The sequence below is a fragment of the Pseudomonas syringae genome (assembly GCF_021605415.1).
Classification (GTDB): Bacteria; Pseudomonadota; Gammaproteobacteria; order Pseudomonadales; family Pseudomonadaceae; genus Aquipseudomonas; species Aquipseudomonas syringae_S.
In genome coordinates this window covers 1-26,413 of sequence record NZ_WKEQ01000053.1, presented here as the reverse complement: position 1 = coordinate 26,413, position 26,413 = coordinate 1, and the positions used below count along the sequence as shown (strand labels likewise).

Sequence of the window (26,413 nt, the reverse complement as noted above, 5' to 3'; positions counted from 1 at the left end):
ATTCAGGCAAGGAAATGGACGTCAGCGGCCTGTATTACTACGGCGCACGTTATTACGCGCCGTGGCTTTCGCGTTGGGTAAGTGCGGATCCGGCGGGGGCGGTTGACGGGCTGAATCTGTATGCATTTGTCGGTAACAATCCCCTTCTCTACATCGACAAGACCGGCACCGTGAAAGCCGTGTTCGAATTGGCAAAAGGCTTTATCGGCCTGGTGGATAAGGCGCAAACGGCCGTCGATCAGCTTCATGACCTGGCCACCAAATTTGATGGACTGGTGCCACCGGGCGTGGAAATAGAGGAAGTACGCAAAGTCATGACGTTTCGCAAATTTCTGCTGTCCAAACACGGTTTGAAAGCAGTCATCAAAGGCGCAAGCGTGGGCGCAACCACTGCCGGCGCCCTAGGGAGCATCATTCCCGGCGCGGGCAATGCCATCGGCGCAGGCGCCGGTGCGCTGGTGGGTGCAATCGTGATGCCGCTGCTGACTTATTACGCCTTCAAAAAGGGCTTGAAGCTTGCCGAGCGGCTGCACGCACAAGAGATCAAGGATGCACTGAATCAGGTGTCGAGCGCCGTGTCTTCCACCGCCGAGGCGGGAAAAAATCTGCTCAACGGCGGGCGCAATGTGATCACCAACATCAAACAATTCGCCGACAACCTCCAAGCCTATCCGGCACAGATCCAAAGCATGTTCTATTCGCAATTGAACGAACTCACCTCCAGCCAACAACGGGACGCCATGAGACGGGTCAGAAGCGGAATCGATCCCTTCGAAGCGATTGACCAGATCCTTGAGCCGCCACCCAGTGCGATGGCTCCCAGCGAAGCAGATGGCGTAACAGCCCGGCTGCCCCAACTCCAAGCGGCCGCCGATACGCTCATTCGTCCGGTTCCCAAACCCCGGCAAAAACCGAGACAGTACATAGCCAGCGTCACGTCGTTGTCCTCAGCCGCCTGAAATCGGTGAACAGGACGCCGGGCCATCTGCCTGCATGGTATGGTGCCCGCCCGTCCTGCCACCCATTCATCCAGCATGCTGCCAACCCTGCGAACCCTGCGCCTGTCGCTGTACACCTTGCTGATCATCGCCGGCACGGCGCTTGCGGCCCACCTGGCAATCCGTCACGCCGAGCGCCAGTCGCTGGAAGAGGACGCCGCACGTGCCAATCAGCAACTGGCGCTGTACGCCAATTCGCTGCACACATTGATTGATCGCTACCGCGCCCTGCCTGCCGTACTGGCGCTGGATCCGCAATTGCGTTCGGCGCTGGGCGGCCCGGTCACTGCAGAACAACAAACCGTGCTGAACCTGAAGCTGGAAAAAATCAACGGCGCGGCACAGTCCTCGACCCTTGAACTGCTCGATCGCAACGGCCTGGCCGTGGCCGCCAGCAACTGGCGTCTGCCCAGCAGCTATGTCGGCCACAACTACGGCTTCCGGCCTTACTTCAGCCAGACCCGTACCCAGGGCACCGGGCGTTTTTACGCGGTGGGCGTGACCAGCGGCATTCCCGGTTATTTCCTCTCCAGCGCAGTAGTGGGCGACGACGGCGAGTTCCTCGGCGCCATGGTGGTCAAACTCGAATTCCCCGAACTCGAACGGGAATGGCGCCAGGGCAGCGATACGTTGCTGGTCAGCGATAAACGCGGTGTGATCTTCATCGCCAACCAGCCGGGATGGCGTTATCGCCTGCTGCGCCCGTTGAGTGAAAACGATCGTGCCGAGATCAAGGCAACCCGCCAATACGATAAACAGCCGCTGACGCCCCTGACGTATTTGCCCGTGCGCCACTTCGATGAAAATAGCGATCTGACCCGGGTCGAAGGCCCGCAGGGCACGTCGGACTATCTGTGGGAATCCCTGCCGCTGCCGGCCGAAGACTGGACGCTGCATTTGCTGCGCCGCCCGCAAGTGGCCTTCGAAGATTTGCGCAACGCCGGCCTTGCCGCTGCCGGCGTGTGGCTGGCGCTGGTGTTTTTGCTACTGTTCCTCAATCAGCGCTGGCGTCTGGCGAAATTGCGCCAGCGCAGCCGCGAAGAACTTGAACAACTGGTCGAGGAACGCACCCGCGATCTGCGCACGGCGCAAGACGGCCTGGTGCAATCGGCTAAATTGGCGGCACTGGGGCAGATGTCCGCCGCGCTGGCCCACGAAATCAATCAACCGCTGACGGCTCAGCGCATGCAACTGGCAACGCTGAGGTTGCTGCTCGACCACGGGCGTGTCGACGATGCCTACAAAGCGTTGAAGCCAGTGGACGACATGCTCACGCGCATGGCTGCCCTCACCGGCCACCTGAAAACGTTCGCACGCAAAAGCCCGAGCGGCTTGCGCGAACGACTGGATCTGGCGACCGTAGTCGAACAGGCACTGCAATTGCTTGATGCCCGATTGCGCGACGAGCAGGTCAGCCTGGTGTTGCACCTGACTCGTCCGGCCTGGGTGCGCGGCGACGCGATTCGTCTCGAACAGGTGTTGATCAATTTGCTGCGCAATGCCCTCGACGCGATGCAAGACAAACCCAGCAAGCGCCTGGAAATCCGCCTCGACGCCGACGAGCAACTGTGGCGCCTGAGCGTCAGCGACAACGGCGGCGGCATTGCCGAAGCAGATTTGGGTCAGGTGTTCGACCCGTTTTTCACCACCAAACCGGTGGGTGATGGTCTGGGCCTGGGGCTGGCGGTGTCGTTCGCAATCGTCCATGAGTCCGGCGGGCGCCTGAGCGTGGAAAACGGCGACAGCGGCGCAGTGTTCTCCCTGACCTTGCCGATTGATCAAGAGGCTCATGTCTGATGCTCAACTCAGTGATCGTTGTCGATGACGAAAGCAGTATTCGCAACGCGGTGGAACAGTGGCTGAGCCTGTCGGGCTTTGACGTGCAGCTGTTCAGTCGAGCCGAGGAATGCCTCGCCGCACTGCCCAATCACTTTGCCGGCGTGATCGTCAGCGACGTGCGCATGCCAGGTCTGAGCGGTCTGGCGTTGTTGGCCGAGGTGCAGCGTCGCGACGTCGATCTGCCGGTGATCCTGCTGACCGGTCACGGCGACGTGCCGATGGCGGTCGAAGCCATGCGCGATGGCGCCTACGACTTTCTGGAGAAACCCTTCAGCCCGGACACTTTGCTCGGCAGCCTGCGTCGCGCGCTGGAAAAACGCCGCTTGGTGCTGGAGAACCGCGCGCTGCACGCGCAGGCCGATCACCGCGCCAGACTCGACGCTACGTTGCTGGGCGTGTCCCGAGGCATGCAGACCTTGCGCCGGCAGGTGCTGGATCTTGCGGCATTGCCGGTCAATGTGCTGATCCGTGGCGAAACCGGCAGCGGCAAGGAACTGGTTGCTCGTTGCCTGCACGACTTCGGCCCACGTGCCGACAAGCCGTTCGTGGCGCTGAACTGCGCGGCGATCCCGGAACAATTGTTCGAAGCGGAGTTGTTCGGCCACGAGAGCGGCGCGTTCACCGGCGCGTCCGGCAAGCGCATCGGCAAACTGGAATACGCCGATGGCGGCACGCTGTTTCTCGATGAAATCGAAAGCATGCCACTGGCCCAGCAAGTGAAGCTGCTGCGCGTGTTGCAAGAGCAGAAACTCGAACGTCTGGGTTCGAACCAGAGCATTCGCGTGGATCTGCGTATCGTCGCCGCAACCAAACCCGATCTGCTCGATGAGGCCCGCGCCGGGCGGTTTCGCGAAGACCTTGCCTATCGCCTGAACGTCGCGCAACTGCGCTTGCCACCCTTGCGCGAGCGCCGTGAAGACATCCCGCAGTTGTTCGAAACCTTCGCGCACAGTGCTGCCGAGCGATTGGGCCGCACCTTCCCGCCACTGAACGGCGCACAACTGAGTCACCTGCTCAGTCATGATTGGCCGGGCAATGTGCGCGAACTGGCGAACGTCGCCGAGCGGCAAGTGCTGGGGCTGGATGAACCGGCGCCGGGGATTGATCCCGGACAATCACTGGCCGCTCAGCAGGAAGCGTTCGAAGCGCAATGTCTGCGGATCGCTTTGACCCGGCACAAAGGCGATGTGAAAGCGGTGCTTGAGGAACTGCAACTGCCGCGCCGCACGTTTAACGAAAAGATGCAGCGGCATGGGTTGAGTCGGGAGATGTTTATCTAGCGCCAGTACCGGCCCCTGTGGGAGCGAGCCTGCTCGCGAAAGGGCAATCATGTTCACCTGACAACCACCGCCATATAAGCGGAAATCCGCTCATCGCCACAGATTAATCAGCGACTTTCCGCTCAACCTGTCCCGCCACCCCCTCTAAACCGGCCCTCTCCCCGTTGGCACAGCTCCTGCTATAGCCCCCGCAGGCTGCGTTTAACGCGCTCCACAAAAACAATTAAACGAAGGATCCTTCAATGGATAACTCCAACGCCCTGCCCCTCGGGTCGGCTGCCGTGCCGGCCAAAGAACGTACCACCGCCAGTCGCATTAAATCGATCTTCAGCGGTTCCGTCGGCAACATGGTCGAGTGGTATGACTGGTACGTCTATGCCGCCTTCTCGCTGTACTTCGCCAAGACCTTTTTCCCCAAGGGCGACACCACTGCCCAACTGTTGAACACCGCCGCGATCTTCGCCGTGGGCTTTTTGATGCGCCCGATCGGGGGTTGGTTGATGGGGCTCTACGCGGACAAGGTCGGGCGCAAGAAAGCGCTGATGGCTTCGGTCTACCTGATGTGCTTCGGCTCACTGTTGATCGCCCTCAGCCCGAGTTACGAAGTCATCGGCATCGGCGCGCCGATCCTGCTGATCTTCGCCCGTCTGCTGCAAGGCCTGTCGGTCGGTGGCGAATACGGCACCTCGGCGACTTACCTGTCCGAAATGGCAACCAAGGAGCGTCGTGGCTTCTACTCCAGCTTCCAGTATGTGACGCTGATTTCCGGCCAGCTCATCGCGCTGGGTGTGCTGATCGTGCTGCAACAGACTCTGACCACCGAACAGCTGTACGCGTGGGGCTGGCGTATCCCGTTCGCCATCGGCGCGCTGTGTGCGGTCGTGGCGTTGTACCTGCGTCGCGGCATGGAAGAAACCGAGTCGTTCACCAAAAAAGAGAAGGCCAAGGAAAGCGCGATGCGCACCTTGATGCGTCACCCCAAAGAGCTGCTGACCGTGGTCGGCCTGACCATGGGCGGTACGCTGGCGTTTTACACCTACACCACCTACATGCAGAAATACCTGGTGAACACCGTCGGCATGAGCATCTCCGACTCGACCACCATTTCTGCCGCCACGCTGTTCCTGTTCATGTGCCTGCAACCGATCATCGGCGGCCTGTCGGACAAGATCGGTCGTCGCCCGATCCTGATCGCCTTCGGCGTGCTCGGCACGATTTTCACCGTGCCGATCCTGATGACCCTGCACACCGTCCAGACCTGGTGGGGCGCGTTCTTCCTGATCATGGCGGCGCTGATCATCGTCAGCGGCTACACCTCGATCAACGCCGTGGTGAAAGCCGAACTGTTCCCGACCGAAATCCGCGCACTGGGCGTCGGCCTGCCGTACGCACTGACCGTGTCGATTTTTGGCGGCACGGCTGAATACATTGCGCTGTGGTTCAAGAGCATCGGCATGGAAACCGGTTACTACTGGTACGTGACCGCGTGCATCGCGGTGTCGTTGCTGGTGTACATCACCATGAAAGACACCCAGAAGCATTCGCGGATCACGACTGACTGACAGGTTCTAAAAGCAAAGATCGCAGCCTTCGGCCGCGCCTGCACGGGATTGATGTTGATCCTGTAGGAGCCGCCGGAGGCTGCGATCTTTTCGTTCGTGCAACACCCGTCTCCTGCGATTAATCGCAACTTAATGCCCCTCGGGCATCCTTCCCCTATCTGATCGATGAACTGCGCGACGTTCGCTGCCCAGTGCGCAAGCGATTTAAATGCATCGCCCTTAACATCTAGTTAATCGATAGTTATCAGCATTAATTTGCGCTTTTTAATCAAATTAGTTGGCGTAGCATTCAACCCATGCAAGACACATCGCCAACGAATCTGGAGAAACACATCATGAAAACCAAACTGATCCTTGCCCTGACCCTGTCCGTACTCGCCGCCAACACCTTTGCCGCAGATGGTTTCGATCGCACCGGTTCCGCCGTTGCGGCGGACGGGTACGACCGCACCGGTTCCGCAACAGTCGCCGCTGATGGCTACGACCGCACGGGCGGCGCAACCCTCGCCGAAGACGGCTACGACCGCACCAATGGCGCCACTCTGGCCGAAGACGGCTACGACCGCACCAATGGCGCCACTCTGGCTGAAGACGGTTACGACCGTACCAATGGCGCTGCAATCAGCTAACCCCTGATGCAAATCGCAAAAGCCCGGCTTCGGCCGGGCTTAGTTATTTCTGGAGAAACACAAACCCTGAACCCCGACGAATCCCATGTAGGAGTGAGCCTGCTCGCGATAGCGGTTTCCCGTTCAAGAAGTTTCGGATGACTGGACGCCAGCGCCAGCAGGCTCACTCCTACATTTGATCTTCATGAATTGCGCTTGCACTATTGCCCCTCACACACTCCCGTCAGGAACCCGCTTGCCATGTCCGATGACATTCATTTCTACGAACCCGCCAACGGCCACGGCTTGCCCCACGATCCGTTCAACGCCATCGTCGGCCCGCGTCCCATTGGCTGGATCTCGTCGCAGGATGCCAACGGCGCGTTGAACCTGGCGCCATACAGTTTTTTCAACGCGTTCAACTACATTCCGCCGATCATCGGGTTCTCAAGCGTCGGTCGCAAAGACAGCCTGAACAACATCGAACAGACCGGCGAATTCGTCTGGAACCTCGCCACCCGCCCGTTGGCCGAGCAGATGAACCAGAGCTGCGCGATGGTCGCACCGCAGGTCAATGAGTTCGAATTGGCGGGGCTAGCAACAGTGGCGTCGAAAGTCATTTCGGTGCCAAGGGTCGCGGCAAGCCCGGTGTCGTTCGAGTGCAAGGTCACGCAGATCATTCAGTTGCAGCGCGCGGATGGCGAGACGGTGCCGAGCTGGCTGATCCTCGGCGAAGTGGTCGCCGTGCATATCGCCAAATGGCTGTTGAAGGACGGGATCTACGACACCGCCGCCGCCGAACCGATTCTGCGCGGCGGCGGTCCGGCGGATTATTTCCAGCTGGGGCCAGAAGCCCTGTTCAAGATGTGGCGGCCCGGCGCGGAAAAATGATTACCAGATCAGGTCGGCGTCATCAGTGACGCCCTTAAGCCGATCCAGTTCATTGATGGCTGCTTCATCGGCGGCAATTGCGCCCGGGAAAACCTGCTCTTCGAGCAGTGTGTGAAAACGCGGCGCACCGCCATCCACCAGAGCCTTGACGGCGATTGCCGCGTGATAACCCTTGTTGCCACCCAGCTCGACGGGGACGACAGCCGATACCGCTTCGAAGCGTTCAAACTCTTTACGTGCCATGTTTTCGGTTCCTGGCTCAGACAAATGTGCCGGCCATTAAACCCTCAACCGACGAGTTTGTGTACCGCTGCCGGGTATTGACCGAGGGCCTGGGCCGCCGACACGTCCTTGAAAGTATGAAAATCCAGGCTGTTGACCACCAGTTCCTGTACCAGCTCGGCGAACACCTCCATCGACGGGCTGCTGAAATACGCGGTCATCGCTTGCTGGTTATTCCAGAAACCGGACACCAGCCACAGCTCTGGATCGCATTGCGAATGCTGCAAGGCAAAACTCAGGCAACCGGGGGCGGCACGGGATGGCTCGATCAGCGCGCTCAGGCGTACACCGAGTTCCGCCGAACGCCCGGCGCGCGCTCGGATGAAAGCCATATGACTGACGGGAATCTGCTTTGACATGTTCAACCCTCCCAGGGAGTCGTGAAGCAGCCGAGAACGGGCTGCGACAGGATCCAAGGTTAAGCGCCGGGCACAAGGCGCCGTTAGTCGATTCCTGCCGGTGAGTTGCACGATCCTGCGAGACTCGCTTCGACACCTGACCCAACTCGCTCAATGCAGGCGCTGCCGAAGGCTGCGATCTTTTGATGTTATAAACAAAAATCAAAAGATCGCAGCCTTCGGCAGCGCCTACAGGGAGTACGTCGCTCATGGGCTGAAGCCAGCCTGTGCAGAATCAGGCAAGCATTTGACAGAATGTGTCTACCGCTCGAACTTGCACAAACTTATGCTGTGCTCCATTCCACAGCCCAGCCCGGGGATGCCGCGCATGACGTCACTCGATCAGTTTCAAGCTTCGCCGGATGCCGACATGGAGAAGCAGCGCGCCGAGCTGGCGGCGTTGATTCGCCGCAACACGTCGGAGGATGGCAGTTACGCCACCGCCGTCGATTCGCTGTACATGTCACGTCACAGCAAGTCCCACAACTTTGCCCCGGTGCTCGCGCAACCGGCGCTGTGCATCATGGCGCAAGGCCGCAAAGAGGTGCAGCTGGCCGACGAGTTCTTCAATTACGACCCGCTGAATTACCTGGTGGTTTCGGTTTCGATGCCACTGAGCGGGCGCGTGGTGAATGTCTCGCCCGAGGAACCGATTCTCGCCGTGCGGCTGGACATCGACCCCGCTGCAATCACCGCACTGATCGCCGACGCCGGCCCCATGGGCGTGCCGACCCGGCCGACCGGGCGTGGCTTGTACGTCGAGAAGATCGACACGGCCATGCTCGATGCCGTGCTGCGCCTCGCCCGTCTGGTCGATACGCCAAAAGACATCGCCATGCTCGCGCCGCTGATTCGCCGCGAGATTCTCTATCGCCTGCTGCGCAGCCCGCAGGGCCATCGGCTGTACGAAATCGCCATCGCCAACAGCCAGAGCCATCGCATCAGCCAGGCGATCAAATGGCTCAACGGCAATTACGAACAACCGCTGCGCATTGATGACCTCGCCAAGGAAGTGAACCTGAGCGTGTCGACCTTGCACCACCGTTTCAAGGCCATGACGGCAATGAGCCCGTTGCAGTATCAGAAGCAGTTGCGCCTGCAAGAGGCGCGGCGTCTGATGCTCGCCGAAGGGCTGGAGGCGTCGGCGGCGGGGTATCGGGTGGGGTACGAAAGCCCGTCGCAGTTCAGCCGTGAATACAGCCGATTATTTGGTGCGCCGCCGTTGCGGGATCTCGCGCGGTTGCGGTTGACGGTTTGATCCAGACTTTGCGCTGCGGCTACCGACGCCTTCGCGAGCAAGCCCGCTCCCACAGGGTCAGTCGTACACGATCCAATGTGGGAGCGGGCTTGCTCGCGAAGGCGTCAACAAAGGCACCACTTTTCTGCGATCAAACCGCCCGGATCACGTGTTTGATTTCCTGAAACGCGGCCAGGCCCCACGGCCCCAATTCGCGGCCGATGCTGCTCTGTTTGTAACCGCCCCAAGCGGTCTGCGGGAAAATCACCTGCGGCGCGTTGAGCCATACCAGCCCCGCCTGAAGGGCGTTGGCGACACGATCGGCGGTCTCGGTGTTACGCGTGACCACACTCGCCACCAGACCGAACTGGCTGTCGTTGGCCAAGGCGATCGCCTCGGCTTCGGTGGCGAAACTGCGTACGCAGATCACCGGGCCAAAAATCTCTTCACACCACAACGCACTGTCGAGGGGCACTTCGGTGAAAATCGTCGGCTGCAAAAAGTAACCGCGCGGCAAATCCGCTGGACGATTGCCGCCGCAGATCAACTTGGCGCCGGCAGTCAAGCCCCGGTCGATGTGCCCGAGCACACGCTGATACTGCGCCTGATTGACCAGTGCGCCCATTTCCACGTCTGGGTCGAACGGGTCGGCGACGCGAATCGCCTCGGCACGCGTCTGCAATTTTTCGAGAAATTCGTCCGCTACGTCATCGGCGACCAGCACCCGGCTGGTCGCCGAACACATTTGCCCGGCGTTGAAGAATCCGCCACCACAGGCCAGTTCCACCGCCAGGTCGACGTCGGCATCGGCCAGCACCAATTGCGACGATTTACCACCCAGCTCTAGGCTCACGCCCTTCACGGTTTCGGCGGCGCGCTGCATCACTTGCACGCCGACGGCATTGCTGCCAGTGAAGGAAATCTTGGCGATGCGCGGATCCGCCGACAGCGGCGCACCGACCGCCAGCCCCGTGCCGCACACCAGATTGAAGACGCCATTGGGCAGCCCGGATTCAGCGATGATTGTCGCCAGTTCAAGCTCCGCCAGCGGCGTGACTTCCGATGGCTTGAGCACCACACAGCAACCGGCGGCCAAGGCCGGGGCGAGTTTCCACGCGGTGGTGACCATCGGAAAATTCCACGGCACGATCAGCCCGACCACTCCACACGGTTCACGGCGCAGCCGCGCGCTGAAATCGTCGCCGGGCAGCGGCACATCGCTGTCCTGTTTTGCATCGAGGCCTTCGGCGAGTCCGGCGTAATACTCGAACGTGGCGATCACATCGTCGACGTCGATGGCCGCTTCGAACAACGGCTTGCCGTTGTTGCTCGACTGCAGGTTCATCAAGTGCTCGCGACCGTTGCGCACGCCGTTGGCGATGTTGCGCAGGATCGCGCCGCGTTCGGCGCCCGTGGTGTTCGACCAGATCGTGAAGGCTTCGGTGGCCGCCGTAACCGCTTGATCGACGGCCTGCTCATCGCCGCCATTGACCGTGGTCAGCAGGGCTTCGTTCGCCGGGTTGATCACCCGCAGATGCTCGCAGCCCGCCGACCATTGGCCGTTGATATAGATGCCGTCCAGCGTGGTCGGGAAGGTCATTGCAACACTCATTGCGCCACCGCCTGCATCCATTGGGTCTGGTCGATTTCAATCAGGGTCGGACCCTGGCGATCAGATGCACAACGCAGTGCTGCACGCAGCGCGTCGACCGAATTAATCGCCTCTGCCGCGCAACCGAGCGCCTTGGCGACGCCGATGAAGTCCGGGGTGTAGATGTCGACGCCTACCGGCTCGATGGCGCGGTTGACCATGTATTTTTTGATCTCTTCGTAACCCTGGTTATTCCACAACAGGACGATCACCGGTACCCGCGCTTCGACGGCGCTGGCCAGTTCCGGCAAGGTGAATTGCAGACCGCCATCGCCGATCAGGCACACCACCGGCGGGCGCGCGCCCTTCACGATCCGACCGCCGAGCCACGCGCCAATGGCCGCCGGCAAGGCGTAACCGAGGGTGCCGTAACCGGTGGACGAATTGAACCAGCGACGCGGACGTTCCGGGTTGAAGGTGAGATTGCCGGTGTACACCGGTTGCGTGGAGTCGCCGACGAATACGGCGTCAGGTAATTCGTGCAGGACGGTTTCGAGAAACCGCGTCTGCGCCTGCGTCGGTGCATCCCAGGTCGCAGCCAGATCATCGCGCAGACGTGCAGCGCGCATCTGGCCCCAATCGTTGTGGCGTTCGGCCAGGGTTTTGTGCGACAGCGCACTGAGCAGCGCTTGCGCCGCGTTGCGCGAGTCAGCCACCAAGGCGACCTGCGGCGGGTAGTTGCGCACCGTCTGATCCGCGTCGATGTCGATACGCAGCAGTGCGCCGGGAATCTCGAAACCGCCGGCAAAAGTGACGTCGTAGTCGGTCTCGGCCAGTTCGGTGCCGATGGCCAGCACGACGTCGGCGTCGGCCACCAGCGCGCGGGTCGCCACCAGGCTTTGCGTGGAGCCGATCAGCAGCGGATGGCCCGATGGCAACATGCCTTTGGCATTGATCGTCAACGCCACCGGAGCGTCGAGCAGTTCGGCCAGTTCGGTGAGTTCGGCAGCGGCGTCGATGGCGCCGCCACCGGCAAGAATCAGCGGACGCCTGGCCCCGGCCAACGCGTCGACCATGCGGCTCACGGCACCCGGCGCAGCGCCGGCACGATCAATAGTGACCGGGACGCTGGCGAGCAATTCGTCGGCATCCTCGACCAACACGTCCAGCGGAATTTCGATGTGCACCGGACGCGGCCGACCGGCCTGGAACAGCGCGAAGGCGCGGGCCAATACGCCCGGCAGTTCCGAGGCGGACATCAGCGTGTGGGAAAACGCCGCGACGCCGCCGACCATTGCACTCTGGTTCGGCAGCTCGTGAAGCTTGCCGCGACCGCCGCCCAACTGGTTGCGCGACTGCACGCTGGAGATCACCAGCATCGGGATCGAATCGGCGTAAGCCTGGCCCATCGCCGTGGTGATGTTGGTCATGCCCGGACCGGTGATGATGAAGCACACACCCGGTTTGCCGCTGGTGCGAGCATAGCCGTCAGCCATGAAACCGGCGCCCTGCTCATGGCGCGGCGTGACGTGACGGATGCTCGAACGGGCCAGCCCGCGATACAGTTCGACGGTGTGCACACCCGGAATGCCGAACACCTGCTCGACGCCGTAGCCCTCGAGTAATTTGACCAGTACTTCGCCGCACGTCGCCATGTTGTCTGCCCTTCTTGTTCGATTTGAGACCTGCCCCCCTGTAGGAGCGAGCCTGCTCGCGATAGCGCTATGTCATTCAACATGTATGTCGTCTGATGCGCCTTTTCGCGAACAGGCTTGCTCCTACAGGGATTCAGCAATGGCTTCATTGGAACGGGCGGCGACTATCCGCAACAATCGATTAAAAGTCATACTAGCCATGTCCTTACGTCATACCTTGGATCCACATGAAACGTCTCCCGCCCCTGCCCGCCCTGCACACTTTTCTGATCACCGCGCAGTGCTGCAACTTCACCCGGGCCGCCGAGCAGTTGCACATCACCCAAGGCGCGGTCAGTCGGCAGATTGCCGGGCTCGAAGATTTTCTCGGTTATCCACTGTTCATCCGCCTGGCTCGCGGCCTCGAACTGACCGCCGAGGGACGCGAATGGCTGCCGCGTTTGCAACAGATGTTCGGGATGATTAGCGAGGCGGTGGAGCAGATCGGCAAAAAACACGAAACCTTGCTGCTCAAGGCACCGAGCTGCGTGATGCGCTGGCTGCTGCCGCGCCTGTTGCAGTGGCAGAAGGAGCGTCCGGACGTGCCGGTGAAACTCACCGCCTCGCTGAAGCACGGCGTGGATTTTCAGCGTGAGCAATTCGATGCGGCGGTGATCTACGGTGCGCCGCCGGAGCATTCATCGAGCGCGTTACACCTGTTCGATGAGCAACTGACCCCGGTGTGCTCACCCTCTCTACTAAAGGGCTCGCTGGGTTTGCAGGAGCCGAGGGATCTGCAACAACACCTGCTGCTGCATCCGACTCACGACGATCAGGACTGGAACGTCTGGCTCAACGCGGCCGATCTGCGGCTGAATAATGTCAGCACGGGTCAGCATTTCGAAACGCTGGATCAAGCGATGTCGATGGCGTCTCACGGCACGGGCGTGGCGATCGGGGATTGGTCGTTGATCGGCGATGACCTGCGCGCGGGGCGGCTGGTGATGCCGTTTGATCTGAAAGTGAAGACGGGGCTGGCGTATTACGTGGTGTACCCGCAAAAGCCTGAACCGTCGGCGGGGTTACGCGAATTGATCGGGTGGCTGGTCGAGCAGGCCCATACTCGCTGAACCATTGCGCGGTTAATGACGATCGTACCCACGCTCCGCGTGGGTACGATCATCCGGATGAATCAATACCCGACAGTAAACCGTTGGCGCGAATGCTTTGGCGTTTCCACTTCATCGATCAACGCAATCGCGTAATCGGCAAACGTAATCCAGCTGCGCCCTTCACTGCTCACCAGCAAGTCATCCTTGCCGACCCGGAATATGCCGCTGCGCTCGCCTTCGACAAACTCCGCCGAGGGCGACAGGAACGTCCAGTCCAGCTCCTTCTCTGCCCGCAAGTCATCAAGAAACTGCGACCCGGCGCTGGCTTCGGCTTTGTACTCGGCCGGAAAACCGGCGCTGTCGATCACGCGCGTACCGTCCGGCAGCAACAGCGAACCCGCCCCGCCGACCACCAACAAACGTGGCACCCCAGCCATTTTCAACGGCTCGATCAGGGCACTCGCCGGCACCGTGGCGAAATGCGCGGCACTGATCACCACGTCATGCCCGGCCACTGCCGATTGCAGTTTGGCGGCGTCCAGCACGTCGACATTCTGCGTCGCCACGCCGTCACGGGCGGCAATCTTCGAGGTGTCGCGGGCGATGGCGGTGACGCGGTGACCGCGACGCTGAGCTTCTTCCAGCAGTTGGCTACCGGCGCGGCCGGAGGCTCCAATGATTGCGATTTTGCTCATGACGTTCTCCAGTTGGCTTGAGTGTGCATCAGGTCTCGAAGGCGGTTACCACTTCATCTCGCCCTTGGCGACCTTGGCGCTCAGTTCCAGCGAACTCTCTTCGCCAAGGTTCGGGTAGCGTTTTTTCATCGCCGAGATAAGTGCGGCGGAATCCTTGGCCCGGGCAGTTTCTGCGTCGAAGGCCTTGATGTAATCAGCAGTGAAGGTCACGGCGGCCAGCGAATGGTCGCTGTCACCCAAGTAGTGACCCGGCACCACGGTTTTCGGTTTCAGGGTTTCGATCAAATGCAGGGTGTGCAGCCAGTCGGCGTGGGATTGCACGGTTTGTGTATCGGCCATCCACACGTGAAGGTTCTCGGCGACGACCACGCCACCGACGACGGCTTTCAACGACGGAATCCACACGAAACTGCGGTCCGGCTGCCTGCCGTCCAGGCCGACCACCTGCAACGTCTGTCCTTCGAGCATCAGGCTGTCGCCCTTGAGCACGCCCGGCACGATGGTTTTGGCCGGCACGTCGGCACCCATTTTCGGGCCCCAGAACGCCAGTTTGCCGGCAACGGTTTGCTTGATGTGATCCACGGTCGGCTGCGAGGCCAGCACTTTGGCGCCAGGGAAGGCCTGGGTCAGGGTGTCGAGGCCGAAGTAGTAATCCGGATCGCCGTGGCTGATATAGATGGTGGTCAGTTGCTTGCCGCTGGCGCGGATTTTTTCCACCACCTGCTCGGCCTGGGATTTGCCGAACTGCGCATCGATCAGGATCGCTTCCTTCTCGCCGCTGACCAGCACCGAGGTCACCGGGAAGATCGCATGGGTGCCGGGGTTGTAGACATCCAGCGTGAGATTCGCGGCGGCTGCCTGGGCGGCGGCTCCCAGCGTCGCGCCGACCAACAGAATGCATTTGAACAGGGTGGAACCTATCATGTGTTGCTCCGTAAACCGAATGCCATGCCTGTGCCTGGCGATGGGACAGAGCTTAGTTGCCAGACTCAGTACAAAAAATGCGATGCTTGAACATAGTTTGTTTCTAAAAGCGTGCAAATCATGGATCGTCTTCAGGCAATGCGGGTGTTTGTAACAGTAGTGGATCTGGGCAGCCAGTCGGCGGCGGCCGATCATCTGGAGTTGTCGCGGCCAGTGGTATCGCGGTATCTGGCGGAACTGGAAGACTGGATCGGTGCGCGGCTGATGCACCGCACCACGCGAAAACTGAGCCTGACTGCCGCCGGCAACGAGATCCTGCCGCGCTGTCGGCAGATGCTCGACCTGTCCAGCGACATGCGTGCCGCCGTCAGCGAACCCGATGACGCGCCGCGCGGGTTGCTGCGTATCAGCGTCAGCACCTCGTTCGGCCAGGCGCAACTGGCCGATGCCATGGCTGCGTTCGTCAAACGCTATCGCGGGGTCAACATCGAACTGCAAATGCTCGACCGCACGGTGAACCTGGTGGACGAACGCATCGATTTGGCGATCCGCACAAGCAGCGACCTCGACCCGAATCTCATCGCCCGACGCCTGACCGTGTGTCGCTCGGTGGTGTGCGCCGCGCCTGCCTATCTGCTCGAACGCCCGGCGCCGCAACAGGTGGAGGACCTGAGCCAACACAATTGCCTGACGCACTCGTATTTCGGCAAAAGCCTGTGGCATTTCGAAGCGGATGGCGAACAAGTGTCGGTGCCGGTGCAGGGCAACATCAGCGCCAATGAAGCCGGCACCCTGTTGCGCGCCACGCTGGCGGGTGCCGGGGTGGCGATGTTGCCGACCTATCAGGCCGGGGTGCATATCGACAGCGGCGAACTGATCCGCCTGCTGCCCGACGCCGAACCGCGACAGATGAACATCTACGCGGTGTACGCCTCACGCAAACACATGCCGACGGCGCTGCGCTGCATGCTGGATTTTCTGGTGGTGCGGTTTCCCGAAAGTCCGACATGGGACGACATAGCCACAAGCGGCAAGCCATAAGCTCCACTTGCTACTTGCCGCTCAAAGCTTGCAGCCGCTGTTCCCTGACCTATGCTCAAAGCAGTACCCAAGGGTATTCGTTCAGAGGTCAACGCCATGAACATCAAAACAAGAAGATACTTCGCGATTTTCATCACCTGCGCGGCCACGCTGGCGCTGTACGGCACTGCGGCCTGGCGGGTGGAGCAGTTACGGCAACTGCCCCGGGATTACGCGAGCTGTAACTTCGAACGCTGCATTCCGCACAACGCAACCCTGAACGCGTTGCGCTGATCTACTGAGCAGGTGTTAATCCTGTGGGAGCTGGCTTGCCAGCGATGACGGACTGACATTCAACATTGTCGGCGGCTGAGCCGCCCCAATCGCTGGCAAGCCAGCTCCCACAGGGATGCTGCTGACTGCAAATCTACTGCTCGGCTTTGAGGCGGTCGCGGAACGCTTTTGGCGAGATCCCCACCCGACGTCGGAACAGGCGCGTGAAGTTGGTCGGGTCGGAAAACCCCAACACATCCGACATCTCATAGATCGTCATGCTGGTGTAGGTCAGCAAGCGCTTGGCCTCCAGCAATTGCCGCTCGTGCATGATCTGTAGGGCCGGCTGCCCGGCCAGTTCGCGGCACGTACCGTTGAGGTGAGACACCGAAATACCCAGCCGGTGGGCAAGATCCTCGACCTTGACGTGCTGGCGATAGGTTTCTTCCACCAGTTGAATGAACCCGTTGAGGTATTCCCTTGCCCGTTGCGGTCGCTGGCTGGCGCTATGGCGTCGGATCGCCTGGCGACTGACCCAGACCATGATCACGCTGACCAGCGAATGCATGAGCATTTCCCGCGCCGGTTCATGACCGTTGTATTCGTTCTGCAACGCTGAAAACAAACTGTTGAGGTAATCGCCGTCCTTGCCCGCCGGGTAGCTTTCGGTTTGATCCAGCGCGTGCACCGAATTACCCAGTTGCGCCTGCAAGTGGTTGATCAACGGCGTGGCGAGGGTGACGACAAAGCCTTCGACGTCCTCGGAAAAGCGGAAACCATGCACCGAAAGCGGCGGCAAAACCTGGATCGCCGGGGTGTTCAGTTGGGTGCGCTGGCCTTCGATTTCAAGCTCTGCCTGACCTTTGAAAACGAAGAGCAACTGGCACAGATCGGCGTGGCGGTGGGGTTTGATTTCCCAATGATGTTCGCGGCTGCGTTTGGAAATGGTTTCGCAGTGCAGCAAGTCCGGGGTCGGCCAGTCCAGGCTTTCACCGTAGAGCTTGAACACTGGAATCGAAGGCAGGTCAGGCTTGTTCATCACTTCAATCCAGGCCTCGAGGGTTGTGGGCGATAATCGCCCCGATTGGCAGAATGTACAGGGTTCGGCTCAGTTTTCCCCTTCAATTGACAGACCCGCAAGGGAAAAATGCAAGCACTCGATCCATAAAAATCATTCACCGGCCTGAGTCGCGTGAAGCTTGCGAGTCATAAAAACAATGAAAACGCTAAGAACCCAAGTCGCCATCATCGGCGCCGGCCCGGCCGGATTACTGCTCGGCCAGTTGCTGCACAACGCCGGCATCGACACCCTCATCATCGAACGCCAGTCTCCCGATTATGTCCTCGGCCGCATCCGCGCCGGCGTGCTTGAAAAGGGCATGGTAGAGCTGTTGCGCGAGGCTGGCGTGAGTCAGCGCATGGACGCCGAAGGTCTGGTGCACGACGGCTTTGACCTGGCCCTCGACGGGCGTCAGGTGCACATTGATCTCAAGGCCCTGACCGGCGGAAAAACCGTGATGATCTACGGCCAGACCGAAGTCACCCGCGACCTCATGGCCGCTCGTCGGGAGGCCGGCGCCACCACCCTTTACCAGGCCAGCGATGTCGTTCCCCACGGCATGAAAAGCGACGAGGCCTTTGTCACTTTTGAGAAGGATGGCGAAACCTGGCGCGTTGACTGCGATTACATTGCCGGTTGCGACGGGTTCCACGGCGTCGCCCGCCAATCGATTCCCGCCGACTGTCTGCAAGTGTTCGAACGGGTTTATCCGTTCGGCTGGCTGGGCATTCTTGCCGATACCCCGCCGGTGCACGAAGAACTCGTCTACGCCCGTCATGAACGTGGCTTTGCCCTGTGCAGCATGCGTTCGCCGACCCGCACCCGCTATTACGTTCAGGTGCCAGCCGATGACAAGGTGGAGAATTGGTCGGACGAACGTTTCTGGGACGAACTCAAATCGCGCCTCCCCGCCGACCTCGCAGGGAAACTGGTCACCGGCCCTTCCATCGAAAAAAGCATCGCGCCGCTGCGCAGCTTTGTCGTCGAGCCAATGCAATACGGGCGCATGTTTCTGGTCGGTGACGCCGCGCACATCGTCCCGCCGACCGGCGCCAAGGGTTTGAACCTGGCGGCCAGCGATGTCAGCACATTGTTCAACATTCTGCTGAAGGTGTATCGCGACGGGCGCACCGAGCTGCTGGAAAAGTACTCGGAAATCTGCCTGCGCCGAGTCTGGAAAGCCGAACGTTTTTCCTGGTGGATGACCTCAATGCTGCACCGCTTCGACGATCATGATGCCTTCAGTCAGCGCATCAGCGCTGCGGAACTGGACTATTTCGTCAGCTCTGAAGCGGGTAGAAAAACTATTGCAGAAAATTACGTCGGGCTTCCGTACGAGTCTATCGAATAGCTTCCTATCGACTTACACTGGCGAGCACTCACCCGCTCGCCTTGCGGGTTCATTTTTGCCCGCAGGTTTTCCGTGACCACTCTCAACCAGCCTGAAACGCCCAAACCGGCCATTCGCAGTGTGCTGGTCGCCCTGATGATGGCGATCTTTCTCGGTGCGCTGGATCAGACCATCGTCGCCGTCTCGATGCCGGCCATCTCGGCCCAGTTCAAGGATCTCAGCCTGCTGGCCTGGGTGATTTCCGGGTACATGGTAGCGATGACGGTGGCGGTGCCGATCTACGGCAAGCTCGGTGATCTTTACGGGCGGCGCAAACTGATGTTGTTCGGCATGGGCCTGTTTACCCTGGCCTCGCTGTTCTGCGGCATGGCCCAGAGCATGGAGCAACTGGTGCTGGCGCGGATTCTCCAGGGCATCGGCGCGGGCGGAATGATCTCGGTGAGCCAGGCGATCATCGGCGACATCGTGCCGCCTCGGGAGCGCGGCCGCTATCAGGGTTATTTCAGCAGCATGTATGCGGTGGCCAGCGTCGCCGGGCCGGTGCTCGGCGGCTATATGACCGAATACCTGTCGTGGCGCTGGGTGTTTCTGATCAACTTGCCGCTGGGTCTTGGCGCCTATTGGGTAGCCCGGCGAAATCTGATCGGATTGCCGATTCCGCAGCGTAAACCGGTCATCGATTACCTCGGTACGGTGCTGATGATCATCGGTTTGACTACGTTACTGCTGGGGATCACCCAAGTTGGCCAGGGTCATTCATGGCGCAGCAGCGAAGTGCTGGGTTTGCTCGCCTGCGCGGTGGTGGTATTGGCGGTGTTTGTCTGGCACGAACGCCGCGCGCGGGAGCCGTTGCTGCCGATGCACCTGTTCGCCAATCGCAGCGCTTTGCTGTGCTGGTGCACGATTTTCTTCACCAGTTTCCAGGCGATTTCGCTGATCGTGCTGATGCCGCTACGCTTTCAGAGCACGACCGGCGCCGGCGCCGACAGCGCTGCGCTGCATCTGCTGCCGCTGGCGATGGGGCTGCCGATCGGAGCGTATTTCGCTGGCCGCCGCACCTCGGTGACCGGGCGCTACAAACCGCAGATTCTCGCTGGCGCGATCCTGATGCCGATCTCGATTCTCGGCATGGCATTCAGTCCGCCGGACGCGACGTTGCTCAGCGGGGTATTCATGTTGCTCAGCGGCATCGCCGGTGGCATGCAGTTCCCGACCTCGCTGGTCGGCACGCAAAATTCGGTGGAACAACGTGACATTGGCGTCGCCACCAGTACCACCAACCTGTTCCGCTCGCTCGGCGGCGCAGTGGGCGTTGCGTTGATGTCGGCGCTGTTGCTGGCATTGTTGCAGGATTCGAGCTTCGCCCATCTGGCGGGTTCTTCGCTGATGAGCGAGGGGCATTCCGGCAATGTGTTGCTGGACGGTTTGAACGCGGCGGCGGGTGATAAGCAGAACGCATTACGCGCAGAATTGTTGGTTACATTCCGGCATTTGCTGATGGTCAGCGCGGCGATTTCGCTGCTGGGGATGGCGGCGGCGATTGCCATGCCTGACCAGTTGTTGCGCGGGCGCGAACACAACGCCAAGTAAAGCCGAAGATCGCAGCCAGAAGCAGCGCACATGACCGTTCCTGCGCTCTGCGTGGGAACGATCCAATGGGAACGGTCAGGTAGAAACCGCAGGCTGTGATCGTTTGATCTTCAAGGGCTGTAATACCCGACAGCCACCAGAAAGTGCCCGACCTTTTTCAGGTACGCATGCTTGTCCTCGACCTTGCCGGTCACCGGGTTCTTCCAGCGGTACGCATATTCGCCGTAATCCTGCTTGGCGATCAGCGCCAGAATCGGCTCGCCCACCGGTTTTCCTCCCGGATCCTTGATCTTGCCGAAGTCGGTGTTGATCAGCCGCAGGTTGGTGCCGTGCGCCACATAACGCTGGGTATTCAGGTCAACGACGAACACATAGAGGTCATCCTGCAGATAGCCGCCCTTGAGCGAATTGATCGCGGTCAGGGTGCCCTTTTCGTCTTTGGTCAGGTCGGCGGCGGCTTTGTTGAGCAGCGCCATCGCCTGCTCCGCCGATGCGCGCGGCAAGTAATAACCCACCGCCAGAATCCGCTCGCCAACTCGCTGATAGAACACATGCTTGCGCTCGACCTTGCCGTCGGACCAGTTCTGCCAGCGGTATTCGGCTTGCTGGATGCCATTGCCTTCCGGCACTTTCAGGGCGTCCTTGAAGGCTTTTTGCAGATCCGGCCCGAGCACGTCGCTCACGTCACGCCCGATCAATGCCGAGGATGGCCCGCCGCTGGCGAGCATCACGCCCTTGGTGTCGACCACAAAAACATAACGGTCTTTGTCGACAAACTCGCCCTGACGACTGAATGCCGCGAACGCCTTGTCGCCGTGATCGTGGTAATACGCGAGGGCTTTTTCCAACAACGCCCTGGCGGCCTGGCCGTCATCTTTTGCCGTGGTGGCGGCGTTGGCGTGTCCGACACTGAACAACAGCATCACGCCAAGCCAGGCGCATTTATGCAAAAACCCCATGAAGCGTCCCTCGTTCCTGTTGGTGTCTCAAGAGCGTAGACGGGTTGGGGTTATGTATGAATATTCATGGATAGGTGGGTGAAGATAACTTCCCCACCACGTTAAGGAAGGATCAAGGCCGGGCGTTGAGCTGTTGCTGCAAATTCTGGATCTGCGCCTGCAGCGTATTGATGGTGCGCGTCATCTGGCCGCGAAACGCATCGAACTCGGCGGTCTTCGTGCCACCCTGCGGCGCGGCCGGACGATTATCCTGCTCGCTCTTGAGCACGACGATTTCCTGTTCAAGACGATCAATCGCCGCAGACGGGTTGCCCTGCTTCTTCAACGCAGCAATGTCAGCGCCAAGGCTCTTGAACTGAGCATCGAAACTCTTGAGCTCGGCATCCACCTTGCTGGTGTCAGCAGGCGCGCTCTTGATCGCCGCCAGTTCCGTGCTCAAGGCTTTGACCTGCGCCTGCAATTGGGCGTTGGCGTTCTGTTGTTCAGTGGTTTGCGCGGTCATCTGCGCCAGGCGTTTGTCCAGATCGCTGGCCTGCCCGGCCACGCCTTGCTGCTGTTTACTCTGATCAAGCAACTTGCTTTCCAGTTGTTTGATTTGCATCTTCAGGGCTTCGCTGTCCGTGGACACGTTGGACTGACTCGCCACGACCTTGCCGGAAATGTCCTGCAGGCGCCCCGCCGCTTCCTCACTGATGCGCGCGAAACTTTCCTGGGTCGCGACCAGTTGCTGTTCCATCAGGGAAATCTGCTGAAAGCTCCACCAGGCGAGGCCGATGAGTGCGAAAAACAATGCGCCGACCAGCGCCCACAATGGCCCGGTGCTGGCAGCCTTGACCTTGACCACCGGCGGCGTGCGTGAATGCACGGACGTTCGGGTGGTGGTCGCAAAGTCGTCGTCATCGAGGCTGTCGGCACGCAGGCTCGGTACATCATCGAAATCGTCGTGGGCATCGTTACGCATGGACATTGGGGCAACCTTTGTGAAACGCAGAAATGGCTGATTGCGGCGGATTATAAACCGCCCGGCCGCAGGGATTGACCCCCAACCCCGGACTCGGTTCAGTACCGGTCGACGGGCTGACGTGTATCAGCGGATGTCCTGGGCTTTCCACCAGGTACAAAACTCGTCAAGGGCCGTCCACAGGCTGACTTTCGGATCGTAGTCCAGATATTGCCGGGCCCGGCTGATGTCGAGGGTGAAATTTTTGTTCATCACCTGCATGCCCAGGCGCGACAAGGTCGGCTCGGGGCGTCCGGGCCAGAGTTTGCAGACACCTTCATTGAGCGCCGCGACGCTGTAGGCCAGTCCGTAGGAACGGTATTTGGTGACTTGTGGGACATCCATCTGGCGCATGACGTAATTGACCACATCCCACAACGGCACCGGCGCGCCATTGCTGATGTTGTAAGCCTTGCCCAACGCCGAGCCGGCCGCCAGCAAACTGCTGAGCAGCGCTTCGTTCAGATTCTGCATGCTGGTGAAATCGACTTTGTTCAAACCGTTGCCGACGATAGCCAGACGCCCCTTGCGCTGCATTTTCAGCAAGCGCGGAAAAATGCTCATGTCACCGGCACCGGTGACGAAGCGCGGGCGCAGGGCCACGGTTTCCAGACCGAATTCCTGAGCGCCAAAGACCTTTTGCTCGGCCAGGTATTTGGTGGCGGCGTAATGATGTTTGAAGCGTTTGGGCACTTGCTCTTCGGTCAAGCCAAGGTGATCCCGGCCATCGAAATAGATCGAAGGTGATGACAAGTGCACCAGCCGACGAACCCGCCGCTTGAGGCAGGCTTCGACGACGTTCTCGGTGACCTGCACATTGCCCTGATGAAAATCCTGATAGCGGCCCCACACACCAACAGCACCGGCGCAATGCACCACGGCGTCGACATCGGTGCACAGATCGCGCACCAGATCCGCGTCGCTCAAATCGCCCTGAACGAATTCGGCGCCACGGCGCACCAAATGGTCGACGCCGTCAGCTCGCCGACCATTGACCCGCACGTCCAGCCCTTGCTCCAGAGCAAAACGCGCAAAGCGCCCGCCGATGAAGCCGCTTGCGCCAGTGACCAAAATTTTCATGGATAGCTCCAAAAAACAGCTGCGAGCTACAAGCTTCGAGCCACAAGAAAAAAACCCGCCGCAACCGCCTCTGCTTGCAGCTCAAAGCTTGACGCTTACAACTGCTTTAAAGCCACCAACCATTGCGCCGAAGAACGCACCAATTGTTCGGTCAACAATCCCAACAACTGCCCGCCATTGCGCCAATGATGCCAGTACAACGGCACATCGATCGGTTTATCTGGCAGCAGCTCAAGCAACGTGGCGTTTTTCAGTTGCTCGCGCACTTGCAGTTCCGGCACCAGGCCCCAGCCCAGTCCGGCCTCGATCAGACGGATAAATCCTTCGGAAGAGGGGCATAAATGGTGCTCGAAACCACCATCGACGCCGAGGGATGCGAGAAAGCGATGCTGCAAGAAGTCATCCGGGCCGTATACCAGCGCCGGGGTGCTTGGCAATTGTTCGACCTTCACGCCATTCGGGAAATGCCGGGCAATGAATGCCCGGCTGGCCAGCGCTCGATAACGCATCGCACCGAGCAACACGCTGCGGGCGCCGGCCACCGGGCGTTCACTGGCGCACAGGCACGCGGCCACTTCACCGGCGCGCATGCGCTTGAGGCCGACGGTCTGGTCTTCGACGACCAGATCCATCAATACATGTTGCGCGGCACAGAAATCCCCCACGGCGCCCGCCCACCACGTAGCGAGACTGTCGGCATTGAGGGCGATCCGCAGACGCTCCGGCAGGCCTTCTTCATCCAGCGCGGGCACCAGGGTTTGCAGGTCGCGCTCAAGTAAACGCACCTGCTGCACATGGTTGAGCAGGCGCCGGCCGATCTCGGTGGGCGAAGGCGGCGTAGCGCGTATCAGCACCGGTTGGCCGACCCGCGCTTCAAGCAATTTGATGCGCTGGGAAATCGCCGATTGCGACAAACCCAGCACCTGCGCCGCCCGTTCGAAGCCGGCTTGCTCGACCACGGCGGCGAGTGCAGACAGTAATTTATAGTCGAACATCAGTTTTCCTAATGAGCGATCAGCAATATTGGTTTTTCTTATACAGGGTCAGCCCGGAGAATAGCCAGCAAGCACTCTTCTCGAAGGATCATTTCCATGGCTGGCGAAACCTCGCTGACAACCCTGCTGCGTAGCATGAGCCCGCAGCTCAATTCCGGCGACTACGTCTTCTGCACGCTGCCCGCCGGCCAATTGCCCGCCGGGCTGGAGATCGTCGGCAGCTTTCGCGAACAGGAAGGTCTGACGGTAATTCTCGAACGCTCCGACGCCGAACGCGCCGGTTTCAGCTTCGAGTACGTCGCGGCGTGGATCACCCTGAACGTGCATTCGGCGCTGGAAGCCGTCGGTCTGACTGCCGCGTTCGCCACGGCGCTGGGCCAGGCCGGCATCAGTTGCAACGTGATTGCCGGTTATTACCACGATCATTTGTTCGTCGGTCAGGCCGACGCCGAGCGCGCCATGCAAGTCCTGCGCGATCTGGCGGCCAACGCGGAGTAATCAGCATGTGGCAAAGCTACGTGAACGGCCTATTAGTGGCGCTCGGTTTGATCATGGCGATCGGCACACAGAACGCATTCGTGCTGGCGCAGAGCCTGCGCCGTGAGCATCACTTGCCGGTCGCGGCGTTGTGCGTGGTGTGCGACGCCCTGCTGGTTGCCGCCGGCGTGTTCGGCCTGGCGACGGTGCTGGCGCAGAACCCGACATTGCTGGCGGTCGCCCGTTGGGGCGGCGCAGTGTTTTTAATCTGGTACGGCAGTCAGGCGTTGCGCCGGGCATTTTCGAAACAGAGCCTTAAACACGGCGACGACCAGACCGTGCGTTCGTTGCGCGCAGTGATGCTCAGCGCACTGGCGGTGACATTGCTCAACCCGCACGTCTACCTCGACACCGTGTTGCTGATCGGTTCGCTCGGTGCGCAGCAATCGGTGCCCGGCGCCTATGTCGTGGGCGCGGCGAGTGCTTCGTTGCTGTGGTTTTTCACCCTGGCACTGGGCGCGGCATGGCTCGCACCGTGGCTGGCACGGCCGAGCACCTGGCGGATCCTCGATCTGTTAGTGGCAGCGATGATGTTCACCGTGGCCGGGCAATTGATTCTGGCTTCATGAATTATTCCAAAAGGCTCTGGAACCTCTATCCCACACAGTTGTTGCGTGGTTATGCCGCACCCCCGGTGCTATGATCCGAACCCTGCGCCGCAAAGAGTAAAAACTCGCCGGCGCATTTCTGGCCGCCCGTGATCGGCCTTGCGCTCACCGCAACAGACCTGATTAGGAGAATCATCATGGCTTTCGAATTGCCGCCGCTGCCTTACGCACACGATGCCCTGCAGCCGCACATTTCCAAGGAAACCCTGGAATACCACCACGACAAGCACCACAACACCTACGTCGTGAACCTGAACAACCTGGTGCCAGGCACCGAGTTCGAAGGCAAGACCCTGGAAGAAATCGTCAAGACTTCCTCGGGCGGTATCTTCAACAACGCCGCTCAGGTCTGGAACCACACTTTCTACTGGAATTGCCTGGCGCCAAACGCCGGCGGTCAACCAACCGGCGCGCTGGCTGAAGCCATCAACGCAGCGTTCGGTTCGTTCGACAAGTTCAAGGAAGAGTTCAGCAAAACCTCGATCGGCACCTTCGGTTCCGGCTGGGGCTGGCTGGTTAAAAAGGCTGACGGTTCCTTGGCCCTGGCCAGCACCATCGGCGCCGGCAACCCGCTGACCAGCGGCGACACCCCGCTGCTGACCTGCGACGTCTGGGAACACGCTTACTACATCGACTACCGCAACGCTCGTCCGAAGTATGTCGAAGCGTTCTGGAACCTGGTCAACTGGAAGTTCGTCGCTGAGCAGTTCGAAGGCAAAACCTTCACCGCTTAAGCTGCGCGCCAGACAAGAAACCCGGCCAAGTCAGGCTGTGTGAAAACACAATCTGTCCCGGTTAAAAGCAAATGCCCCGACTTGTCGGGGCATTTGCTTTTCTGCGATCTGAAAAATAAAGGGCCTCTCAGCCCATCAGCGCCATCAGCTTTTGC

At 60.4% G+C, this 26,413-nt stretch carries 26 protein-coding genes; 15 read left to right on the top strand and 11 right to left on the bottom strand.

Annotated elements, in window-relative coordinates:
* The 6 genes from GIW69_RS26510 to GIW69_RS24695 form a co-directional block, all read left to right on the top strand.
* Positions 1-959, top strand: a 959-nt coding sequence (locus tag GIW69_RS26510; protein ID WP_496570959.1) for an RHS repeat-associated core domain-containing protein, incomplete at its 5' end; no start/stop codon positions are given.
* Positions 960-1,034: 75 nt separating this feature from the next.
* Positions 1,035-2,795, top strand: coding sequence for an ATP-binding protein (locus GIW69_RS24715; RefSeq protein ID WP_236485394.1), 1,761 nt, complete (start codon positions 1,035-1,037; stop codon positions 2,793-2,795).
* Entirely contained in the window at positions 2,795-4,117 is a 1,323-nt protein-coding gene (locus GIW69_RS24710; protein ID WP_236485392.1) for a sigma-54-dependent transcriptional regulator, read from the top strand. The genes GIW69_RS24715 and GIW69_RS24710 overlap by 1 nt, the downstream gene beginning before the upstream one ends.
* Positions 4,118-4,359: 242 nt before the next feature.
* A complete protein-coding gene (locus GIW69_RS24705; RefSeq protein ID WP_236485391.1) occupies positions 4,360-5,679 on the top strand; it encodes an MFS transporter in 1,320 nt (439 codons plus the stop codon).
* 335 nt (positions 5,680-6,014) lie between these two features.
* Entirely contained in the window at positions 6,015-6,308 is a 294-nt protein-coding gene (locus GIW69_RS24700; RefSeq protein WP_236485390.1) for a hypothetical protein, read from the top strand.
* 240 nt (positions 6,309-6,548) lie between these two features.
* Complete coding sequence (locus GIW69_RS24695; RefSeq protein ID WP_236485389.1) at positions 6,549-7,178, top strand: flavin reductase family protein; 630 nt, start codon at positions 6,549-6,551, stop codon at positions 7,176-7,178.
* On the opposite strand, the gene GIW69_RS24690 is transcribed toward GIW69_RS24695, so the two are convergent.
* Both GIW69_RS24690 and GIW69_RS24685 read right to left on the bottom strand, forming a co-directional pair.
* Positions 7,179-7,421 carry a hypothetical protein gene (locus GIW69_RS24690; protein WP_236485388.1) on the bottom strand — a complete coding sequence of 81 codons (243 nt, stop codon included), beginning with the start codon at positions 7,419-7,421 and terminating at the stop codon, positions 7,179-7,181.
* A 44-nt stretch (positions 7,422-7,465) separates the two neighbouring features.
* Complete coding sequence (locus tag GIW69_RS24685; protein WP_236485387.1) at positions 7,466-7,819, bottom strand: antibiotic biosynthesis monooxygenase family protein; 354 nt, start codon at positions 7,817-7,819, stop codon at positions 7,466-7,468.
* Positions 7,820-8,186: 367 nt separating this feature from the next.
* Between GIW69_RS24685 and GIW69_RS24680 the strand changes: the two genes are divergently transcribed.
* Positions 8,187-9,116: an AraC family transcriptional regulator gene (locus tag GIW69_RS24680; protein WP_236485386.1), complete on the top strand. Its 930-nt coding sequence runs from the start codon at positions 8,187-8,189 to the stop codon at positions 9,114-9,116.
* Positions 9,117-9,246: 130 nt separating this feature from the next.
* Here GIW69_RS24680 and GIW69_RS24675 read toward each other — a convergent pair whose 3' ends face one another.
* Both GIW69_RS24675 and GIW69_RS24670 read right to left on the bottom strand, forming a co-directional pair.
* Positions 9,247-10,695 carry an aldehyde dehydrogenase family protein gene (locus GIW69_RS24675; protein WP_236485393.1) on the bottom strand — a complete coding sequence of 483 codons (1,449 nt, stop codon included), beginning with the start codon at positions 10,693-10,695 and terminating at the stop codon, positions 9,247-9,249.
* An 8-nt stretch (positions 10,696-10,703) separates the two neighbouring features.
* Positions 10,704-12,341 carry a 5-guanidino-2-oxopentanoate decarboxylase gene (locus GIW69_RS24670; RefSeq protein ID WP_236485385.1) on the bottom strand — a complete coding sequence of 546 codons (1,638 nt, stop codon included), beginning with the start codon at positions 12,339-12,341 and terminating at the stop codon, positions 10,704-10,706.
* A gap of 227 nt (positions 12,342-12,568) precedes the next feature.
* Between GIW69_RS24670 and GIW69_RS24665 the strand changes: the two genes are divergently transcribed.
* On the top strand, positions 12,569-13,450 hold the full coding sequence (locus tag GIW69_RS24665) for a LysR substrate-binding domain-containing protein (RefSeq protein ID WP_236485384.1): 882 nt from the start codon (positions 12,569-12,571) through the stop codon (positions 13,448-13,450).
* Positions 13,451-13,512: 62 nt separating this feature from the next.
* On the opposite strand, the gene GIW69_RS24660 is transcribed toward GIW69_RS24665, so the two are convergent.
* Positions 13,513-14,127, bottom strand: a complete 615-nt coding sequence (locus GIW69_RS24660; RefSeq protein ID WP_236485383.1) for an NAD(P)-dependent oxidoreductase — start codon at positions 14,125-14,127, stop codon at positions 13,513-13,515.
* Positions 14,128-14,172: 45 nt separating this feature from the next.
* On the bottom strand, positions 14,173-15,051 hold the full coding sequence (locus GIW69_RS24655) for an MBL fold metallo-hydrolase (protein ID WP_236485382.1): 879 nt from the start codon (positions 15,049-15,051) through the stop codon (positions 14,173-14,175).
* 120 nt (positions 15,052-15,171) lie between these two features.
* Here GIW69_RS24655 and GIW69_RS24650 point away from each other — a divergent pair, with 120 nt between their 5' ends.
* Positions 15,172-16,092: a LysR family transcriptional regulator gene (locus GIW69_RS24650; protein ID WP_236485381.1), complete on the top strand. Its 921-nt coding sequence runs from the start codon at positions 15,172-15,174 to the stop codon at positions 16,090-16,092.
* 96 nt (positions 16,093-16,188) lie between these two features.
* The gene (locus tag GIW69_RS24645; protein WP_236485380.1) at positions 16,189-16,365 is read left to right on the top strand and encodes a hypothetical protein; all 177 of its coding nucleotides are present in this window, start codon (positions 16,189-16,191) and stop codon (positions 16,363-16,365) included.
* Positions 16,366-16,498: 133 nt separating this feature from the next.
* Here GIW69_RS24645 and GIW69_RS24640 read toward each other — a convergent pair whose 3' ends face one another.
* Positions 16,499-17,383 (bottom strand): helix-turn-helix domain-containing protein, encoded by an 885-nt coding sequence (locus GIW69_RS24640; RefSeq protein WP_236485379.1) that lies wholly within the window; start codon positions 17,381-17,383, stop codon positions 16,499-16,501.
* Between the two features lie 178 nt (positions 17,384-17,561).
* Between GIW69_RS24640 and pobA the strand changes: the two genes are divergently transcribed.
* Together pobA and GIW69_RS24630 are read left to right on the top strand one after the other, a co-directional pair.
* Positions 17,562-18,755 (top strand): 4-hydroxybenzoate 3-monooxygenase, encoded by a 1,194-nt coding sequence (gene pobA / locus GIW69_RS24635; protein WP_236485378.1) that lies wholly within the window; start codon positions 17,562-17,564, stop codon positions 18,753-18,755.
* Between the two features lie 72 nt (positions 18,756-18,827).
* Positions 18,828-20,345: an MDR family MFS transporter gene (locus GIW69_RS24630; protein WP_236485377.1), complete on the top strand. Its 1,518-nt coding sequence runs from the start codon at positions 18,828-18,830 to the stop codon at positions 20,343-20,345.
* 110 nt (positions 20,346-20,455) lie between these two features.
* Here the strand turns inward: GIW69_RS24630 and GIW69_RS24625 are convergent, their stop codons facing one another.
* The 4 genes from GIW69_RS24625 to GIW69_RS24610 all read right to left on the bottom strand — a co-directional run bounded on the left by GIW69_RS24625 (position 20,456) and on the right by GIW69_RS24610 (position 24,379).
* Positions 20,456-21,304 carry a cache domain-containing protein gene (locus GIW69_RS24625; RefSeq protein WP_236485376.1) on the bottom strand — a complete coding sequence of 283 codons (849 nt, stop codon included), beginning with the start codon at positions 21,302-21,304 and terminating at the stop codon, positions 20,456-20,458.
* Between the two features lie 112 nt (positions 21,305-21,416).
* Positions 21,417-22,271 carry an ATPase gene (locus GIW69_RS24620; protein ID WP_236485375.1) on the bottom strand — a complete coding sequence of 285 codons (855 nt, stop codon included), beginning with the start codon at positions 22,269-22,271 and terminating at the stop codon, positions 21,417-21,419.
* A gap of 120 nt (positions 22,272-22,391) precedes the next feature.
* A complete protein-coding gene (locus tag GIW69_RS24615; protein WP_236485374.1) occupies positions 22,392-23,384 on the bottom strand; it encodes an NAD-dependent epimerase/dehydratase family protein in 993 nt (330 codons plus the stop codon).
* A gap of 95 nt (positions 23,385-23,479) precedes the next feature.
* The gene (locus GIW69_RS24610; protein WP_236485373.1) at positions 23,480-24,379 is read right to left on the bottom strand and encodes a LysR family transcriptional regulator ArgP; all 900 of its coding nucleotides are present in this window, start codon (positions 24,377-24,379) and stop codon (positions 23,480-23,482) included.
* A 96-nt stretch (positions 24,380-24,475) separates the two neighbouring features.
* On the opposite strand from GIW69_RS24610, the gene GIW69_RS24605 reads away from it, so the two are divergent.
* The 3 genes from GIW69_RS24605 (at position 24,476) to GIW69_RS24595 (ending at position 26,258) form a co-directional block, all read left to right on the top strand.
* Positions 24,476-24,877 (top strand): ACT domain-containing protein, encoded by a 402-nt coding sequence (locus tag GIW69_RS24605; RefSeq protein ID WP_236485372.1) that lies wholly within the window; start codon positions 24,476-24,478, stop codon positions 24,875-24,877.
* Positions 24,878-24,882: 5 nt separating this feature from the next.
* The gene (locus tag GIW69_RS24600) at positions 24,883-25,485 is read left to right on the top strand and encodes a LysE/ArgO family amino acid transporter (RefSeq protein ID WP_236485371.1); all 603 of its coding nucleotides are present in this window, start codon (positions 24,883-24,885) and stop codon (positions 25,483-25,485) included.
* 176 nt (positions 25,486-25,661) lie between these two features.
* Complete coding sequence (locus tag GIW69_RS24595) at positions 25,662-26,258, top strand: Fe-Mn family superoxide dismutase (protein WP_236485370.1); 597 nt, start codon at positions 25,662-25,664, stop codon at positions 26,256-26,258.
* Positions 26,259-26,413: the final 155 nt, after the last annotated feature.

What these genes read in the sequence shown, in the direction of transcription:
- GIW69_RS24715 (WP_236485394.1), top strand. Translation starts at nt 1,035, where the DNA reads ATGCTGCCAACCCTGCGAACCCTGCGCCTGTCGCTGTACACCTTGCTG.
- GIW69_RS24710 (WP_236485392.1), top strand. Translation starts at nt 2,795, where the DNA reads ATGCTCAACTCAGTGATCGTTGTCGATGACGAAAGCAGTATTCGCAAC.
- GIW69_RS24705 (WP_236485391.1), top strand. Translation starts at nt 4,360, where the DNA reads ATGGATAACTCCAACGCCCTGCCCCTCGGGTCGGCTGCCGTGCCGGCC.
- GIW69_RS24700 (WP_236485390.1), top strand. Translation starts at nt 6,015, where the DNA reads ATGAAAACCAAACTGATCCTTGCCCTGACCCTGTCCGTACTCGCCGCC.
- GIW69_RS24695 (WP_236485389.1), top strand. Translation starts at nt 6,549, where the DNA reads ATGTCCGATGACATTCATTTCTACGAACCCGCCAACGGCCACGGCTTG.
- GIW69_RS24690 (WP_236485388.1), bottom strand. Translation starts at nt 7,421, where the DNA reads ATGGCACGTAAAGAGTTTGAACGCTTCGAAGCGGTATCGGCTGTCGTC.
- GIW69_RS24685 (WP_236485387.1), bottom strand. Translation starts at nt 7,819, where the DNA reads ATGTCAAAGCAGATTCCCGTCAGTCATATGGCTTTCATCCGAGCGCGC.
- GIW69_RS24680 (WP_236485386.1), top strand. Translation starts at nt 8,187, where the DNA reads ATGACGTCACTCGATCAGTTTCAAGCTTCGCCGGATGCCGACATGGAG.
- GIW69_RS24675 (WP_236485393.1), bottom strand. Translation starts at nt 10,695, where the DNA reads ATGACCTTCCCGACCACGCTGGACGGCATCTATATCAACGGCCAATGG.
- GIW69_RS24670 (WP_236485385.1), bottom strand. Translation starts at nt 12,341, where the DNA reads ATGGCGACGTGCGGCGAAGTACTGGTCAAATTACTCGAGGGCTACGGC.
- GIW69_RS24665 (WP_236485384.1), top strand. Translation starts at nt 12,569, where the DNA reads ATGAAACGTCTCCCGCCCCTGCCCGCCCTGCACACTTTTCTGATCACC.
- GIW69_RS24660 (WP_236485383.1), bottom strand. Translation starts at nt 14,127, where the DNA reads ATGAGCAAAATCGCAATCATTGGAGCCTCCGGCCGCGCCGGTAGCCAA.
- GIW69_RS24655 (WP_236485382.1), bottom strand. Translation starts at nt 15,051, where the DNA reads ATGATAGGTTCCACCCTGTTCAAATGCATTCTGTTGGTCGGCGCGACG.
- GIW69_RS24650 (WP_236485381.1), top strand. Translation starts at nt 15,172, where the DNA reads ATGGATCGTCTTCAGGCAATGCGGGTGTTTGTAACAGTAGTGGATCTG.
- GIW69_RS24645 (WP_236485380.1), top strand. Translation starts at nt 16,189, where the DNA reads ATGAACATCAAAACAAGAAGATACTTCGCGATTTTCATCACCTGCGCG.
- GIW69_RS24640 (WP_236485379.1), bottom strand. Translation starts at nt 17,383, where the DNA reads ATGAACAAGCCTGACCTGCCTTCGATTCCAGTGTTCAAGCTCTACGGT.
- pobA (WP_236485378.1), top strand. Translation starts at nt 17,562, where the DNA reads ATGAAAACGCTAAGAACCCAAGTCGCCATCATCGGCGCCGGCCCGGCC.
- GIW69_RS24625 (WP_236485376.1), bottom strand. Translation starts at nt 21,304, where the DNA reads ATGGGGTTTTTGCATAAATGCGCCTGGCTTGGCGTGATGCTGTTGTTC.
- GIW69_RS24620 (WP_236485375.1), bottom strand. Translation starts at nt 22,271, where the DNA reads ATGTCCATGCGTAACGATGCCCACGACGATTTCGATGATGTACCGAGC.
- GIW69_RS24615 (WP_236485374.1), bottom strand. Translation starts at nt 23,384, where the DNA reads ATGAAAATTTTGGTCACTGGCGCAAGCGGCTTCATCGGCGGGCGCTTT.
- GIW69_RS24610 (WP_236485373.1), bottom strand. Translation starts at nt 24,379, where the DNA reads ATGTTCGACTATAAATTACTGTCTGCACTCGCCGCCGTGGTCGAGCAA.
- GIW69_RS24605 (WP_236485372.1), top strand. Translation starts at nt 24,476, where the DNA reads ATGGCTGGCGAAACCTCGCTGACAACCCTGCTGCGTAGCATGAGCCCG.
- GIW69_RS24600 (WP_236485371.1), top strand. Translation starts at nt 24,883, where the DNA reads ATGTGGCAAAGCTACGTGAACGGCCTATTAGTGGCGCTCGGTTTGATC.
- GIW69_RS24595 (WP_236485370.1), top strand. Translation starts at nt 25,662, where the DNA reads ATGGCTTTCGAATTGCCGCCGCTGCCTTACGCACACGATGCCCTGCAG.